The sequence below is a fragment of the Terrimonas pollutisoli genome, assembly GCF_029360765.1.
Lineage (GTDB): Bacteria > Bacteroidota > Bacteroidia > Chitinophagales > Chitinophagaceae > Terrimonas_B > Terrimonas_B pollutisoli.
Window position 1 is genome coordinate 328,720 of sequence record NZ_JARKNA010000004.1, and the last position, 16,727, is coordinate 345,446.

Annotated in this window: 17 protein-coding genes; 6 read left to right on the forward strand and 11 right to left on the reverse strand. The window is 41.1% G+C overall.

Going from position 1 to position 16,727, the window contains the following annotated elements:
* Nucleotides 1-55 precede the first annotated feature (55 nt).
* From P2W73_RS09975 to P2W73_RS10010, 8 genes are all read right to left on the reverse strand, one after another.
* The gene (locus P2W73_RS09975) at nucleotides 56-775 is read right to left on the reverse strand and encodes a pyridoxine 5'-phosphate synthase (protein ID WP_276501882.1); all 720 of its coding nucleotides are present in this window, start codon (nucleotides 773-775) and stop codon (nucleotides 56-58) included.
* A 63-nt stretch (nucleotides 776-838) separates the two neighbouring features.
* Nucleotides 839-1,294 carry an SMI1/KNR4 family protein gene (locus P2W73_RS09980; RefSeq protein ID WP_276501883.1) on the reverse strand — a complete coding sequence of 152 codons (456 nt, stop codon included), beginning with the start codon at nucleotides 1,292-1,294 and terminating at the stop codon, nucleotides 839-841.
* Nucleotides 1,295-1,312: 18 nt separating this feature from the next.
* A complete protein-coding gene (locus P2W73_RS09985; protein WP_276501884.1) occupies nucleotides 1,313-1,732 on the reverse strand; it encodes an SET domain-containing protein in 420 nt (139 codons plus the stop codon).
* Nucleotides 1,733-1,805: 73 nt separating this feature from the next.
* Nucleotides 1,806-2,621, reverse strand: a complete 816-nt coding sequence (locus P2W73_RS09990; protein WP_276501885.1) for a DUF2452 domain-containing protein — start codon at nucleotides 2,619-2,621, stop codon at nucleotides 1,806-1,808.
* A gap of 144 nt (nucleotides 2,622-2,765) precedes the next feature.
* On the reverse strand, nucleotides 2,766-3,566 hold the full coding sequence (locus P2W73_RS09995; RefSeq protein WP_276501886.1) for a 5'-nucleotidase, lipoprotein e(P4) family: 801 nt from the start codon (nucleotides 3,564-3,566) through the stop codon (nucleotides 2,766-2,768).
* Between the two features lie 58 nt (nucleotides 3,567-3,624).
* Nucleotides 3,625-3,900, reverse strand: coding sequence for a hypothetical protein (locus P2W73_RS10000; RefSeq protein WP_276501887.1), 276 nt, complete (start codon nucleotides 3,898-3,900; stop codon nucleotides 3,625-3,627).
* A 117-nt stretch (nucleotides 3,901-4,017) separates the two neighbouring features.
* Nucleotides 4,018-4,881, reverse strand: a complete 864-nt coding sequence (locus P2W73_RS10005) for a UbiA prenyltransferase family protein (RefSeq protein WP_276501888.1) — start codon at nucleotides 4,879-4,881, stop codon at nucleotides 4,018-4,020.
* Nucleotides 4,882-4,887: 6 nt separating this feature from the next.
* Nucleotides 4,888-5,328, reverse strand: a complete 441-nt coding sequence (locus P2W73_RS10010) for a hypothetical protein (RefSeq protein ID WP_276501889.1) — start codon at nucleotides 5,326-5,328, stop codon at nucleotides 4,888-4,890.
* A gap of 87 nt (nucleotides 5,329-5,415) precedes the next feature.
* On the opposite strand from P2W73_RS10010, the gene P2W73_RS10015 reads away from it, so the two are divergent.
* Nucleotides 5,416-6,423, forward strand: a complete 1,008-nt coding sequence (locus P2W73_RS10015) for a LuxE/PaaK family acyltransferase (RefSeq protein ID WP_276501890.1) — start codon at nucleotides 5,416-5,418, stop codon at nucleotides 6,421-6,423.
* A 66-nt stretch (nucleotides 6,424-6,489) separates the two neighbouring features.
* Here P2W73_RS10015 and P2W73_RS10020 read toward each other — a convergent pair whose 3' ends face one another.
* The 3 genes from P2W73_RS10020 to P2W73_RS10030 all read right to left on the reverse strand — a co-directional run bounded on the left by P2W73_RS10020 (nucleotide 6,490) and on the right by P2W73_RS10030 (nucleotide 8,831).
* Nucleotides 6,490-7,248 (reverse strand): LytR/AlgR family response regulator transcription factor, encoded by a 759-nt coding sequence (locus P2W73_RS10020; protein WP_276501891.1) that lies wholly within the window; start codon nucleotides 7,246-7,248, stop codon nucleotides 6,490-6,492.
* Between the two features lie 16 nt (nucleotides 7,249-7,264).
* On the reverse strand, nucleotides 7,265-8,272 hold the full coding sequence (locus P2W73_RS10025; protein ID WP_276501892.1) for a sensor histidine kinase: 1,008 nt from the start codon (nucleotides 8,270-8,272) through the stop codon (nucleotides 7,265-7,267).
* Between the two features lie 430 nt (nucleotides 8,273-8,702).
* Nucleotides 8,703-8,831 carry a hypothetical protein gene (locus P2W73_RS10030; RefSeq protein WP_276501893.1) on the reverse strand — a complete coding sequence of 43 codons (129 nt, stop codon included), beginning with the start codon at nucleotides 8,829-8,831 and terminating at the stop codon, nucleotides 8,703-8,705.
* Between the two features lie 266 nt (nucleotides 8,832-9,097).
* Between P2W73_RS10030 and P2W73_RS10035 the strand changes: the two genes are divergently transcribed.
* The 5 genes from P2W73_RS10035 to P2W73_RS10055 all read left to right on the forward strand — a co-directional run bounded on the left by P2W73_RS10035 (nucleotide 9,098) and on the right by P2W73_RS10055 (nucleotide 16,698).
* The gene (locus P2W73_RS10035) at nucleotides 9,098-12,265 is read left to right on the forward strand and encodes a SusC/RagA family TonB-linked outer membrane protein (protein ID WP_276501894.1); all 3,168 of its coding nucleotides are present in this window, start codon (nucleotides 9,098-9,100) and stop codon (nucleotides 12,263-12,265) included.
* Between the two features lie 120 nt (nucleotides 12,266-12,385).
* Complete coding sequence (locus P2W73_RS10040) at nucleotides 12,386-13,885, forward strand: SusD/RagB family nutrient-binding outer membrane lipoprotein (RefSeq protein WP_276501895.1); 1,500 nt, start codon at nucleotides 12,386-12,388, stop codon at nucleotides 13,883-13,885.
* Between the two features lie 93 nt (nucleotides 13,886-13,978).
* Entirely contained in the window at nucleotides 13,979-14,611 is a 633-nt protein-coding gene (locus P2W73_RS10045; protein ID WP_276501896.1) for an immunoglobulin-like domain-containing protein, read from the forward strand.
* A gap of 177 nt (nucleotides 14,612-14,788) precedes the next feature.
* Nucleotides 14,789-15,517: a hypothetical protein gene (locus tag P2W73_RS10050; protein ID WP_276501897.1), complete on the forward strand. Its 729-nt coding sequence runs from the start codon at nucleotides 14,789-14,791 to the stop codon at nucleotides 15,515-15,517.
* Between the two features lie 437 nt (nucleotides 15,518-15,954).
* Nucleotides 15,955-16,698 carry an ankyrin repeat domain-containing protein gene (locus P2W73_RS10055; protein ID WP_276501898.1) on the forward strand — a complete coding sequence of 248 codons (744 nt, stop codon included), beginning with the start codon at nucleotides 15,955-15,957 and terminating at the stop codon, nucleotides 16,696-16,698.
* The last annotated feature ends 29 nt before the right edge of the window (nucleotides 16,699-16,727 follow it).

Here is a 16,727-nt window from a genome sequence, read left to right on the forward strand (position 1 = left end):
GGTTTATAGAAAAGGTGTATCAAATTTTCGATACACCTTTTTCTTACAGGCTTTTTTACTGCAACTGTCTCTTATATAACTGCACTGTATTTTCCAATCCCAGATAAATAGCGTCGCAGATCAATGCATGACCGATACTCACTTCATCCAGCCAGGGAATATTTTCTTTAAAGAACTGCAGGTTTTGCAAATCCAGGTCATGGCCGGCATTTAAGCCCAGGCCAAGTTCTTTCGCCTTTATGGCCGCTGACAGGTAAGGGGCGATGGCCAGTTGCCTGCTTCCCTTTGCGAAATTCCTGGCATATCCTTCTGTATATAATTCAATCCGGTCGGTACCCGTGGCCGCAGCGCCTTCTACCATTTCTATAATGGGGTCGACAAAAATGGAAACACGAATGCCGGCATTCCTGAATACGCCAATGATGTTTTGCAAATACTCCTTATGCTTTATTGTATTCCAGCCATGATCTGAAGTGAGCTGACCTAATGTGTCAGGGACCAATGTTACCTGGTCGGGTTTTGTTTCCAACACCAGGTCGACAAATTTTTGCTCTGTGCAATTGCCTTCAATATTAAATTCAGTAGTGATAATCTTTTTTATATCCCGTACGTCATTATACCGGATATGTCTTTCATCGGGACGGGGATGTACGGTGACTCCATCGGCGCCGAAAGTTTGCACATCAACGGCTGCTTTTACCACATCCGGATTATTGCCACCTCTTGAATTACGCAGGGTGGCGATCTTATTGATGTTTACAGAGAGTTTTGTCATGGCTCAAAGATAAATCCCCACTTCCATTTTTTGGCAATGAGCTCACTGCCATTCTGCCAAGGATCAATCAATATGATCAACCAATTGATTTAAAAAATCTGTAAAGGAAGGAGCAACGAATTGCATATTGTCGAAATATTGATCAGCTTGACCTTCTTCTGCTTCATTTTCATGACTCCAAAAGGCAATTACGCCATGATTTTCCTCATACAAAGACATTACGTATAAATTTCCTCCCGAGTCATTTGCGATAGGTATGTACCAGCTAGGAAGGCGGCCTTGAAAGGTGTCTAAGTGTTGGAACAGACTGGCAAAGTAAGGCTCTGACACCATGCCGTAAATCCATTGAACATCGCTTTTAATTGTTGGCTCTATCGCTGGTTTAGGTTCTCCGCCATTATATTTTAATAGAAAATTCTTATAGTCATCAGGAAGTACAACATCGTTAGCAGACTCAAATTGACTAATTAGTTCAAGTTCAACCGAGCCATACTTATTGCCATTAACTATCTCACTCATATTATAAAAAGTTTCAGACTAAATAAACCCTCTGCAATTGGTTGCTCCACATTTACAGGGCAATTTGCCATCATGATGTGTTTCTCCATAGTCACAGGTGAGCTCTTCGCCTTTCTTTACAGGGCGAAGGGTATAGAATTCAACCTTGCGATAAGCCCGGCGCATGTAAGTATTAGGATCGCAGGAATGATTGATATATCTTAACTCGTTACTGTTGATACTGGCGTCAAGGGCAATATCTTCATGATCGAATTCCACCATAAACAACACATTGTCTGGTTGGGACTTCACTCTTTTTTGGGCTTCTTTATAAGAAATGATCTCGCCGCCCATATTGCCGAGTTTCTTTTTTGCCGGAATAGCCTTCAAGGCAAAAGCGCCTTTACCGGCAATCCTGCTTTTGCCTATCTGCAATGGGTAATTCAAAACTGTATTCATTAAAAAACATTTCAAAAATCAAGAAAACTTCAATCTAAAAACTTTAAACCTTTTAAACTTCTTAAACCTCTCTTCACAACTCCATCCATGTGTGATCAGCCAGCAGTTTCACACCGGCGACAAATTTTTTGAATGGTCCGCCAGCTCCCCATTCTTTCGGCGATACCAGGGACAATGTATGGCTGCCATCATTTTTTTCATATAAATAGTATACCTGGCCAATATTGGGTTTAAAAGATAATTTGGCGCTATAGATCATTAACGATAATTCTTTTCTTTTTTGGATCTCCTGAGCCTGCAAAGCCAACAGTTCGATTTGTTTCCTGATCTGTTGCAATTGCATATTCGTTTGCTCTTCCATGGCGGTAAGCGCCTTGTGTTTAATCAGGCCCTCCTCGTTTGCCTTGATTACAGCCCCTGCTACCGACGCAGAGTAGGGAAGTACGCTAAGCTGTTTGTGATATTGTTCGGTATTGGTATACGGTGTTCCATCTTCTCTTGTTCCCTGCTGTATAATTTTAAGGTAACCATTGGGCATTATCTCGTGCACAATATGTAAAACAACTTCTCCTTTTTTATAAAAATGAATTTCAAAACTGATGCTATCAATAAAGTTTACCTGTACCTGGTCGGCCAGGTCATGCGGTGTAAAGGGATTTAATTCTCCATCTGCGATGACATGATATTGGGCCGACAGTGCCTGGTTTTCGAGAGTGACCCAATTATGATAAATAGTTAGTTCCTTTTTTCCCCGTCCGACCGGGTCATCCGGGCGGGCCTCCGGCGATTCGATTTTATAGATACCGCTTTTGGGTCTTTCCCCCATTTCATAAATACCTTTTTCAGGAAACAACTGCCAGGCAGCTAAAAAATTGTAGGCTTGAACCATTGATAGTAAAATGACAGTTGATAGTTGAATAGTGTCAGACGTTTATCCGGCGCAGCAAAGATTTTATTTTCCGGGGAATTAAAAAAAGAATATTCGAAGGTTCAAAAAAGAAAGTATAGCAAAGGAAATCTAAAACTTAATTCGCTAGTAACCCTTAAGTTTTATTCTGATCAAAGAATCTTTTTGTACGGCGGTCCAATTGTAAGAGTTGTTATAAATGGCTTCTTCCCAGCCACCATAGTTCGCATTCGGCAGCACAATAAATTTTTTACCAAATTCGGCTGCGAGCTGTTGTACGTATTGTTCCCGTTCTGTCTCTGATTTTTTATCGAACAAACTACTAAAGTCAGCAAGGTTGTCGCCCAAAAGCAAAACTATTTCATGCGTGGTAGAAACCTGCTGCCTTCTTAGCTCTTTGCTGGAAGTATTTTGCCGTAAGATAAGATGGGCATTATCTGCAAAAGGGAAGTTGAACTTTTTCAGGTTTTGTAAGGTTCCGTCTCTTTCTTTTTCTTCACGATTAGTGATATAAAATATTTCAAAGTTTTTCGAAGCGGCATAGTTAAAAAAGGAAAGTGCGCCGGTCAGGGTGTCCGCATTTCCTTCTGCGGTCCATTGCATCCATGTATCCGTTGTATAGTCCAGCCCCTGTAAAGCCCGGTGAACGGCGTAAGGGCTATTGTCCAAAAAAGTTTCATCAATATCTGTAACGATTGCTTTTGGCTTCGCTGTCGTAAGCGGGAATAATTCATCGACCCGAAGGCGGGCAATATTATAGGCCTGTAAGCACAAAGCCCTGTACTCTGCAGCTCTTTGTTGGAAAAGGGAAGACCACAATTTCCCATCAGCTACGAGGGTAGAAGATGCAGTAATAACCGCAGCTTTTTTGGATGTCGAACAGGCGGCTAAAGCTATTATTAAAAAAAAGGAAATATAACCTTTCATAAACCAGGCATTTATTTATTGCAATATAATAAATGCGGTTTAGCAGGAAAGGATCAGCTCAATGATGCTGTTGCAATTCGTCCTCGATTTGCTCCCTGAGCTTTGTCTCATTTTCTGTGACCCAGGCAGGCAAAGGCTGGGGAGTAATACTCCAGTTTGAATTGCCGTCTTTACGCATATAGAAAAGAATCCGGTTGCCCCGGTCATCAACAGTATCTACTGAAAAAATTTCCTCTTCAAGTTGGCGCAATTTCCTGAAATTAAACTCTCTGAGCCTGCCGCCAGCCTTTATCAAACGGGTGAAATGAACCACTTTGGTGAAATGTATCTGCATAGTTGATTAATGTAATCACAACCACCAACAATTTCTGTGCTAAGAATGATAACAGATAAATAATTTGTTCACAAAAAAGAAAAAAGAAGAGTCATTGGGTTGTTGTTAACAGTATTACTAATATTTCAAATGTTTGACCAGTATAAGACCAGTCAACAGGGCGGACAGTGCCATGAGGCCATCCAGGATAAAATAATATAGTAAATCGGAGAAATTTCGCCTTGCATGCTGAAACAACAGGCCGGTTATAGCGCCGGGCACCAGTATAAGAACTATCACCAATAAAGAAAAACCATAATGAATCATCCATACCGTGGACGAAGCAAAAACTATGAGCGACCCATAAAAAAGGAGCGTTATTCCTTTGTCGCTTAACCAGGTTATCAGGCTGCGGATCCCAACCTTTCGGTCGTAATCCCTGTCACGGTAGTCAAACAGAATGCAGATTGCATATATGAGGAAAAACCGGCTTATAGAGAAAAGGGTAAAACTGGTTTTCCAGGGATGATCACTAATGATCAGCGGCAGCATCGTAGTCACATACATCCAGACCAGGGCTAAAAAGATCGTTTTGCCAAAGGCTACTTTTCGCAGTATTCTAAAATAGGGATGAGGAATTTTAGGTGCGGAGTACAGGAAGGTGATACATGCAGAGAGAAGCAACCATTGCCAATGATCCAGCAGGAAAATGCCGGTAATCACGGCGCCGGCAATGCCAATAATAAAAAGAGCAGCATGAGCATTTCTGTGAGCTAAGAGCCATTTTTCTCTTGCAACAGGTGCTGTACTGAGCACCGGTGTTAAGTACCAATGAAAGCTATAACTGGTGATAGAGGCAAAGAATACAAATGACACAAAATAGATATCAGGAGCGGCATTTAATAAAAGCTCGCAGGTTTGAAAGACCATTAGCACTGCACAACAGGCAATGAACAGGTTGCTATAAACAAATGAGAGAAATAATTTCTTTAATAACTGCATCAGGTATTAAAAACGAATCACTACCTGGTCACTGGTAATGGTATCACTGTTATTGCCGGCCCGGTCTGTAACGGCGAACCGAAAGATAAGCGTGTCTTCTTCTATGGTACTTTCTTTTAAAAAGTCATAGGGAAGACTAAAACTAATTTCCCCACTGCCTTTATCGGGAAATTCCGGCAAGGAAGTGTTGAATATATCAGCCTTATCCTGGTCAGGTCCAAGTGGTAAAAGGTTCAGCCGTTTTAAAATTCCGATGACAGGCGCCCCACCCAAATCACCCTCTTTGTCAAAGTAGTTTATACGTATCGTCAAGGTTTGACCGGGAAACAGCTCATGGGTATTATAATCTTTTATTTCAAGTCTTGGCTTGGTTTCAAACTTATCTTTGCCGCATGCTATTAATAGTATGATCAGCGAGGAAATAAAAATGGCGGGTAACGCTTTCATCCGTAAGTTTTTTATAATTATTCGGTCACAAGGGCCTGAATCCCGATCGTAAACAAATATAATATCTTTTGCAGTAATCTGTGGACTATGCGATGTCAATGGAAAGATAAAATTTTGAGTGTCACAGCGGCCGGTTTTGACAGACTAGCCCTGGAGATTTTTCAATTTCAATATGCCAACAATGAAATCTATCGTCAATATGTGGATATGGTCCGCGAAGATCCCGGTGATATACAGTCTATCGAAGAAATCCCTTTTTTGCCGATCCGGTTTTTCAAATCACATGCAATAAAAACGACCCGGTTTGAACCTATGGTTATTTTTGAAAGCAGTGGCACTACCGGCAGCATTAACAGCCGGCATTTGGTAAACGATACCAGTTTATATACGGAAAGCTTTACCCATGGGTTCGAGTTTTTCTATGGGCCTGTAAAAGATTGGTGTATCCTCGGGTTGTTGCCTTCCTATCTTGAACGGAACAATTCGTCACTTGTCTTTATGGTGAATGAATTAATTCAGTTGGCAGGTCATCCGCATGGTGGGTTTTACCTGGACGAATATGATAAACTGGTAGCTGTATTGAAAGAACTAAAAAATCAACAGCAAAAAACATTGTTGATAGGAGTGACCTTCGGTTTGTTAGACTTTGCCGAAAAATATGCATCATCTAAAATTCCGGGTCTATTCGAATACACAGTCATCATGGAAACTGGCGGCATGAAGGGGCGCCGGAAAGAAATGATCAGGCAGGAAGTTCACACTGTTTTAAAAAGCTCGTTTGATGTGCCGGTCATTCATTCTGAATATGGAATGACAGAACTTTTATCACAGGCTTATTCCGATGGCAACGGTATTTTTAAATGCCCGCCGTGGATGAAGATTGTGGTCAGGGACGATGAAGATCCCTTTGATATTAAAAACGCAAATAACGGGAAGACGGGTGGCGCTATTAATATTATCGACCTGGCGAATATATATTCGTGCAGTTTTATCGCTACTGATGATGCAGGCCGACTCTTTTCGGACGGCAGTTTTGAAGTAATCGGCCGGATGGACAACAGTGATCTGAGAGGTTGTAGTTTAATGGTGGTTTGAAAATGGGATACGGGATACGAGTTATTAGCAAATAATGTATCGATCCCGTATTCCACATCCTCCTCTTTACGCATTATGCATCCATTCCCTGAACTGTGGCGCCATTTCCTGGCTGACGATTACACAATGATTTAGATCGGGTAAAGTGAGGTCCACGATCAATTTTACTTTTTCATAGGCCTTGAATCCCCGGATAAAATTGATATTGATAATATACTGGCGGTTGGCGCGGAAGAAAACATTTTCATCCAGCTCGTTTTCCATTTCGCCAAGATTTTTGTCCGCGATGTATTTTTTCCCCCATCGATCGACCACATATACAATTTTATTTTCTGTATAGAACAAAACAACATCATCAAGGCGTAACGAAATGTTTTCCATTCCTTTTTTAACCAGTATTCTTTTCTTTTTGTGGTCGCCAACATATTGCAACAGGCTGTTGAGGGAATGATGATCGGTGAAGTGTTTTTCCAGCATCCTGTATTTTGTTAGCGCTTTTCTCAGGTCTTCTTTATCCACCGGCTTCAGCAGATAGTCTATTCCGTTATAGTCAAAAGCATTCATCATAAATTCATCATACCCGGTGATGAAGATTACGGGTGTGCGGATATTGCCCTGGCTAAAGATTTCAAATGAAAGTCCGTCGCTGAGTTGCACATCGCTAAATATGAGGTCAACGACAGGTTTTTGCGAAAGGTATTCAATACTCTCACGGACACTTCCGAGACGGGCAGTTATTTTAATATCGTCGGCAAGCAATGATAAATTTGTGATAAGGTTTTCCAATGCCGGTCTTTCGTCCTCGATAATTACAGCGTTTAACATGGTAAATGGTTTTGGGTTATGTGATCAATGGTAGTTTTACAATAAAATTTTCACGGGTTGTTGTTATGGTAATGTCTTTTTGAAATAACAGTCTGTAACGTGAGCTCAGGTTTTTCAAACCAATGCCGGTAGAATTAACCGCATACAGTTTTGGCTTGATATTATTGCTCACCTGGAGGTAATAGTCGTTTACGGATACTTTTATCAGCAACGGCTTTTCTTCGGTAAATTCATTATGCTTGATCGCATTTTCCACCAGGATCTGGATAGAACAGGGTGGAAGCATCACCCCGGTTTTCTTTTCATCTATGTCGGTTTGTAGTTGAAGTTTATTGTCATGCCTTATTTGGAGCAGGTAAAAATAACTTTCGATGAAGTCAAGCTCTTCCTTAAGTGATATCAGTTCTTTATTCTTGTTGATCAAAAAATATTTATACACCTGGGCCAGCTTGTTGTTAAACAAATAAGCTTGCTGGGGCTCGTTCATGATCAGGTGATTTAATGTGTTGAGCGAATTAAAAATAAAGTGCGGGTCCATTTCATTAGTCAATGCCTGCAACTCAGCCTGTGAAAGTTCTTTATCCAGTTGATCCACGATCTTGGTGTCCAATTCTCTTTCCTTGCTTAAAAAAAGTATTTCATAAACGAGGGTAAAAATGATAACAGCAGCTACACAAAGTGCAATGAATTTGTAAATACTGGTCGGGTTGAACGGTTCACGGGACACTTTCAGCCAGATCAATGTGGAGAGTCCGCCGGTACAGGCGCCATATACAGCCGAGACAAAACAAACGGCAGCAATCTTTGAGAACGGGTTGGCAATGGGCCTGTACAGGGGGCGTAGTTTGATGTGTATCCAGTTACAACCCATCCATATCAGGAATGAAGTAAGTATGAAAAATAAATTAGCGACAAATAATTCAAAAGGCGAGTAACGGTTATAAGTGACGATGCCGGAGATAAGGGGAAGGCATATCCCCAGCAGTGGAATAAAAACAATCTTGAGAATCAAATCCTTGATCATAAAAGCAGCGGTTACGGTTTAGTGGTAAACCAGTTGTTTTCTCTGTTTTTCTCATGTGTCCTGTTAAAACGATTAATCAGCCATAAAACTATTATGACTGACTGTTAACTAAGTATAAAAATGGTTTCATGGACGATTTTCATTACAAGTGGTAAATAAACTCTACTAAAAATATAGACCTCATTTGTTTTCGATAAATCAGCTTGTAATCTTCCCGGTTCACTAAACAATTTTCAGCGTACAAAATATTATAACGTCTTCAGCTGGAAATTTTCATTGCCCGGTATAAAACGATTCCATACATGTTAATTATTGTTTAAGCTTTTTTTATTCATGCTTTAGTAACAAACAATTGCTTGTTGGCAATAACTGTCATGATTTTGTTGCCTTATTGAAAAATTATTCCAACACAACAATTACCTAAGAGAAGTTATTCCTGTGCCTGGTATTTCTTTTGCCTGTATTGTCGTTGTTTGCGCAGCGAACTATTACAGGAAAAGTAATCGATGAAAAAGGCAATCCGGTTGCCAATACTTGTGTCATAAAAGATGGTTTCCAACGCTCCGATTAAGTGATGGATTATCCTGCTTTAGATTTTGTATTTCATTGATAACATTAATCAGCGGGTTTTAAGGCTACTTTTTCACTGTTCAGATTCGTTTTTAGCGTAAGGATGTACCGCTTCAAATTCGATTATTCATGCTTTAGAAACATTCTGCCCCGACACTGAAACAACAATCCTGAAATTGTTGCCTTGTTGTTAAGTTTTTCTCAAACTAACATGCGTAATACCATTTGAGTAACAATCACGTCAAAATTATTTTTATGAAGAAATTGTTGTTTCTAACTGCAATTATTTTGCTGGGGTATTCCGCTGCGATGGCGCAGAGGAATATTACCGGTAAGGTCACAGACAAAAAAGATGGAGCCCCTTTAGCCGGGGTTTCAGTAATGGTCAAAGATGGAAATGCTGCCACTCAAACTGACATGAGTGGAAATTTTACTTTGCAAAACGTACCTGCGAATGCAAAGATTGTTTTTTCATACGTTGGATATAAGCCTATTGAAAGCAGGTTATCTGCAAGTGGCAGTTTTGATGTTGCACTGGAAGAGGACGCCAGGCAACTAAATGAAGTAATTGTAACCGCTGCCGCCGTTAAAAGAGAAGCGAAAAGCCTTGGCTATGCAACAACGACTATTAACAATGCAGATCTCACAAAAGGAAAAGACAGAAGCGTATTGAATTCGCTACAGGGTAAAGTTGCCGGCGTGCAAATTACCAGTTCCTCCGGCGGTGTGGGCAGTTCCACCCGTATTGTATTTCGTGGTGGTACTTCATTAACCGGCAATAACCAGGCGCTTATTGTAGTGGATGGTATTCCTATCGACAATTCCAATATCGAAGCAGGTGACCCTAATGTTGTTGGTAATGTGAATGGACAAGGGTTAAATAACCAGGTCGATGCCGGTAACCGGGGCAATGATATTAACCCTGAAGATGTGGAATCTGTGACACTGCTGAAAGGACCTGCAGCGGCGGCTTTGTACGGAACAAGAGCCGCCAACGGCGCTTTGATCATCACCACCAAAACAGGTAAAAGCTTAAAGGGGAAACGTTCAGAGATTATTGTCAGCAGCTCCTATAACCTGGAATCTATTTTGCGATTGCCTGAATATCAAAACGAGTTTGGACAAGGAGGTCAAAAGCTTCCTGATTCAAGAGAAAATTTTAGTTGGGGGCCAAAGTTCGATGGTAAGGTTCGGCCCTGGGGGCAACAGGTCGGAGATTCGCAGCGTGTAAAACCTTATGTAGCGCTGCCTGATAATGTAAAAGAGTTTTTTGATTTGGGTAGTGTGTTCACCAATAACGTTTCATTCTCTCAAAATAATGACAAAAACAGTTATTACTTATCTCTTAACAACGTTGACCAACAAGGTGTGATGCCTGGAACGGAATACAAAAGGACATCTGTGAAACTTTCCGGTACTGCCGATATTACCGATAAGATTTATACATCGGCCACAATGAACTATATCCGGTCGAGAGGTGATCTGTCTATACAGGGACAGGGAAATTCTCCTTATGACCAGGTGTTACAAACGCCCAGGGATATATCCTTGCTGGAATTGAAAGATTACAAAAACAAGTATAATGACCTCAATGGTTATTATGGCGCCTACACCGTTAATCCCTGGTATTTGTTGGGTGAAGATTCATACACTTCAGTCGTCGACAGAATTCTGGGTAACCTGCAGGTTGGTTACAAACCTTTATCGTGGCTGGATGTGAGTTTCCGCATCGGTACAGATGTATCAAACGATAAGAGAATACAAATTGAATCCAAACGTACGCCTGATCCCGATGGTCAGAATGCAGGCCGGAAATTCGATGGACACTATGCTGAGGCGCAGTTGAACATTCGTGAACTTACTACAGACCTGATTGCTACTGCAAAAAGAAACTTAACGGATGATCTTTCATTAAGTGTGCTGGTAGGTCACAATGTTCGCCAAAGAACAACCGGGATACAGTTTAGCGAGATCAACTCCTTGACAATTCCTTTCTATTACAATTTGGCTAATTCGGCTCAACCTCCTAAAACATCGAACTCCAACACTAAGCGACGTCTTCATGGAGTATATACTGATATCAATTTTGGCTATAAAAACTTTTTATTCCTCGGTTTAACCGGCCGGAATGACTGGTCATCAACCTTGCCAAAAAGCAAAAATAATTTCTTCTATCCCAGTGTAAACTCATCGTTTATAATAAGCGAGGCATTCAATATGCCAAAAGCAATTTCCTATGCTAAACTAAGAGCCAGTGCGGCGCAGGTGGGCAATGATGCGGCGCCTTACTTACTGCAATCAGTTTTCCTTACCGGTAGCATTACAGATGGTCAGCAAAACTCGCAGGTTGATCTTCCGCTGAATGGGATCGCTGGTTTTACACAAAGCGGCAATATTGGAAATCCGAATCTGAAACCCGAGATCACGACTTCTTATGAATTGGGTTTAGAGTTTGGATTGTTTAATAACCGCTTGAATTTTGAAGGAACAGTTTATTCCAACCGCAGTAAAGATCAAATTATAACTGTTCCAACGGCAGCTTCTACAGGGTTCACCACTATTACTTTGAATGCAGGTCTGATCACCAATAAGGGGATTGAATTGCTATTAAGAGGTACACCGGTGCGTGGTCGTGACTTCTCCTGGGAAGTGACCGGTACATTCACGAAGAATAAAAACAAAGTGGCAGAACTTTTCCCGGGTACTACTCAATTGGCTATTGGCGGTTTTGCCGGTGGGGCACTGGTAGCAGAAGTGGGGCAGCCTTATGGTTCTTTCTTTGGTGCTGGTTTCCTCAGAAGCCCGGAAGGAGCTATCGTTGTTGACCAGGCCACCGGTTATCCAGTTACTGAGCCGCAGGCAAGAATTCATGGCAATGTTCAGCCGGACTTTTTAGCCGGATTGAACAACAGTTTTTCTTATAAAGGATTTAGTCTTTCGTTTTTATTTGATGCCCGCAAAGGTGGTGTGTTCTATTCAAGAACCAAATCATTACAGGAATTCCTTGGGACTGATCCCAGAACAACGTATAATGACCGTGATCCTTTTGTTATACCAGGGAGTGTAGTGCAAACAACAGATGGAAAATTTATACCGAATACTACACCTGTGCAAAATGCGGATATATATTGGTATGCCTTCAGCTCACCCACAGCGATGGAACAGTTAGTAGATGCCAGCTTTATCAAACTGCGTGAAGCGTCTTTGTCTTATCGTCTTCCAAGAGCGTGGTTTAAGAAAACAAGGATCAATGGCATAACAGTAGGTTTCTCGGGCCGTAACCTTTGGTTATGGACTCCCGATGAAAATACATATTCTGATCCTGAAGCAAGTTCATTCGGTACAGGTAACCTGCAGGGGTATGAATATGGTACTATTCCTTCCATCCGCAACTACGGAGTTAATGTCAGAGTGGTATTTTAAAAACGAAAAAAAATTAACACATGAAACGTCCATGACAAAATTTTCATTATAACACGCATGGGAGTGAAAATTTTGTCATGGTAAGTTCCATCTGGCCTAAATAAAATAAAAAATAAACAGATGAAAGCAAAGAATATAGTAACACTATTTTTTGGAGCGGGGTTATTGGCAACAAGCTCCTGTAAAAAGAATTTCCTCGAGGTGAATGTTGATCCCAATAATCCAACAACGGCCTCTGTAGATCTTGTATTGCCGACAGCATTGGTGTATTCAGCGTATGATCTGGGAAATCCCTACCAGGTACTGGGCGGGTTCTGGGCGCAATACTGGACACAAGGTCCAACAGGCAACCAGTTTTCCAATTACGATCAATATTCAATAAACAGTGGTGACTTTGATCGTCAATGGATCGATGTATACGCAGGTCCTTTGAATGATCTCAAATACATCGTTGCAGAAGGGCAGAAAACAGGCAATGATAATTACGCCGCGATTGCAAAGATCATGCAGGCTTATTTGTTCCAGTATGTAACCGATATGCAAGGCGATGTTCCTTTTGCTGAAGCATTGCAGGGTGCGACCAATCTGAACCCAAAGTTTAATACACAACAGGAAGTCTATGACGGCCTGATCACATTGGTGGATGAAGGATTGGCACTATTGGATGAAAACAGCAATGTTCACCCGGGAGCAGATGATCTTTTTTACCACGGCGATATGCACCTATGGCAGAAGTTTGCCAATACTCTTAAATTGAAGATATACCTGCGCCAGGCTTACGTAAGACCTGCAGTAGCTGAAGCCGGTGTGAAGGCGTTATATGCAGCCGGTGCAGAATTCCTGGACTTTGAAGAAACAGCACAGGTAAATTTCACCACGGCAACATTTAATCAACATCCCTTATTTGCACACATCAATTCAGTAGGTGAGTTCAACATATTGGCCAGTCAAACAGCTTTAGGTTATATGTTGGGATTGAATGATCCCCGTATCGATAAGTTTTATCGCCGGGCCACGCTGGGGGCAGGCACAGGACAGCATGTAGGTATTCCACAAGGAAAAGGAAGAATTCTTCCCAACCCGGCTACCTTGGATGACAGGCAATTTTCCAAACCAGGCCCTGCAGTAGGTGGCGCCCCGGCTTCAGGTGTGGGAGGTGAGGCCCCGGTTATTTTTATGAGCGAAGCGGAAAGTTATTTCCTTCAGGCGGAAGCGGTCGTAAGAGGATGGGGAACAGGAGACGCTGAACAGTTATATAACGATGCTATTGAATTATCATTTCTTTATTGGGGTTTTACTTCAGCACAGTTCAATACTTACAAAGCTCAATCAGGCGTAACCTTCCCTGCAGCCGGAACAACTGAGCAGAAATTAAAAGCAATCATCACCCAAAAATGGGTAAGCATGTGTGGAACGCAAAACATAGAAGCATGGACCGAGTGGAGAAGAACCGGGTATCCCGATATTTTTACTGTTTCTGAAACCACTATTATTGGAAATAAATTTCCAACCCGCTTATTGTATCCGGATTCAGAAGTAACAGCTAATCCAAATACACCTGCTCAAAAAACAGTTACCGATAAAATGTGGTGGGATGTAAATACAACCGGGCAAAATTGATTAACTGAGTTATTAAAACTTTAAATGATGAAATGAGCCATAATCCCGAAAGCATTCGGGACCATTTGACAAAAAACAATAAAAAATATACACATGAAATTCAACAATAAATTTTGGCTAACCGGGATCATGAGCCTGCTCATTATTACATCCTGTGAAAAGGAGACAGAACATGTGTCGAAGGAAGTAAAAGTGAGTTTCCCTTCTATTGCGCTAAATGGTGACCCGGTAGTGAAGCTGGCGATAGGGGCTTCCTATACGGATGCAGGTGCAAAACTCACGGATGATATTTCCGGCGCCGTTTCAGATATACAACCGACCAGCAGCGATATTAATACAGCGGAAGCCGGTTTGTATGTCGTTAATTATACAGCGGCCAATGCCAATGGATTTGAAGCGAATGCCGCCAGGATAGTGGCAGTAACCAACGTAACAGGAACGCCGGATCGGTCGGGTACTTATACACGTACGGCAACTGGTGTCGACTGTATAGTTACTAAAATAGCAGATGGACTTTACAAGGTTCAAAATCCCGGTGGAGCAGGAGTTGGTGTCAACATCGTTGTATATTTCGTAGAGGTCGAGCCAAATGTTTTTGTTTGTCCACCCCAGCCAACGCCTGATGGACCTTTTGGCGTGATCGAGATTAATTTTACAGCCACTGGTGCTACCTGGCGGGTACAAAATGCGGGTTATGGAACACAGGTAAGAACATTTGTAAAATAATTTTTTTCTTAAAGGCTTAAAACGTATCGGCGATTTATTCCGGATCACGATGACGTTCTAAGCCTTTTAAATTACAGTGATGAAACGTTCATGGCAAAAGTTATACGCACAAGGCGATAAAATTTTGTCATAGCCTGTCCCGTTAATATGGGTGTAAGTATCAAATAAAAAATACGGATGAAATTCTATTTTTTTTATATAGCCTTGTTTTTATCTCCCTTGATTTTTTCGCAGAATTCTTCCAATATACCCACGCTTACGCCTATGAGGGGGATAAATGTAAACCAGGGTGGACTCTCGGGATCGGGGTTAAAATATAATGATGGTTCCTACATCAACGAAAAAAGTGCGGATGTTAAGGGACAGCCTTTTTTATTCGATGAATGGAAAAAGGGGAGTGTGTTATTAAAAACAAAAGAGAAAGTAGATAGTGTATTGATCAAATACAATCTTTATACTGATTTGTTGCTGGTAAAGGTTGACGAACAGGAATACCAGTTTAATATCGATGTACAGGAATTTTTGATTTATCACGAGGTTTCTAATGAGAATCTTTTGTTTCGGTCAGGTTATACTCCCGTTCCCGGTATGACAGAAAAATCATTCTACCAGGTATTATATGATGGTAAGACAAAGCTGTTGCTGAAACACAAAAAAATAATAACAGAAGAACTGACTTCTACACCGGGTGTAAAAGCAAAAGTGTATGAAGAACGGCCAGCGTATTATATTCTCACTGCCGGTGGTAAAATGGAAAAAATGAAAAAGAAAGGCGATTCTATTCTGAATATTTTAGGTGATAAAAAGAAGGAATTGACTAAAATGGCGGAGGCTAATAATTTAAAGATGACTGTAGATGCCGACCTGGTAAAGTTGCTCGAATATTATGACCAGATTAGCCGCTAGCCTCTGGTGATTAAATGCATTATAAGAAAAGGTTATTTCGGAAATGGGATAACCTTTTCTTTTTTACCCGGGTGAATATGATCCGAAGTAATTTGTTTTTCAGCAATATAATTTCATGGTTGAGTAAATCAACCATAAGAGTCGAATGCCAGAATAGTAATTTTACATTGATAAAATAAAAAACCGCCTCATGAAGTGAGGCGGTCAGACATAAAGAGTTTTCTCATGTGAACGGTCCAAAAGACCAAGCAGGTGGTTGTCTAGCCGACCTGCTTTTTGTTTTGTAAATATACAGGTTTACAACAATCCAACGTTTGTCAGTCTCATTTTTTCCCAATTTATTTATCTCGATCAATTTTAGCCGGTTGGAATAGCACCATCGTGCCTTTAGTTGAATAAAAAGGTGAGGAGTTCAAAAGGTTTAAAAGGTTTTTGCTATGAACTATCTGGAGAAAATCATTGGTGAAATTGAAGAGCACTCGGTTGAAGGAATTGTTGAGTGTTTTCGAAATGGCGTTAGTCCAAACGACTATTACAGGAATGAACCACTGATTTACGAATTGACCAGCGAGTATATACGATCACCATGGTTTAAAGATTGTGTAAAGGCATTTGTGGACTATGGACTTGAATTCGATGACAAAGTTTTATTAGCAGTATTGTTGGATGACGCGTCTGCTCTTGAAGAACATTTAAGAAAGGATCGGAACATCATTCAAAAAAGGTATACGCTTCGTTGTGCTTTTACACCGATGTTTGAAGTAAGCCTGCTTCACATTTGCGCTGAATACAATCGTGTTTCCTGTGCGGAAGTGTTGGTAAAACATGGAGCCGATATCAATGCAAGGGCAGGCGTGGATGAGTATGGATTTGGCGGACAAACTCCCATTTTTCATACCGTTAACCAGATCCGCAATAATTCCAAATCAATGCTGGATTTTTTATTGGCTAATAATGCTGATTTAGGAGTAACAGTTGCAGGGCTGATCTGGGGCAAAGGTTATCAATGGGAGACACTCATTCCCGCTGTCAATCCCATCAGCTATGCTATGATGGGATTGCTCCCGCAAATGCACCGCAATGAGGCAACCATTTCCAACATCGTGTCCCGGCTGCTGAAGGCAGCCTATGGGATTGATTATGTGTCAACCAATATTCCAAACCAATATTTAAAAAGATAATCATAATATGATACCCGGGTTGACCAAAC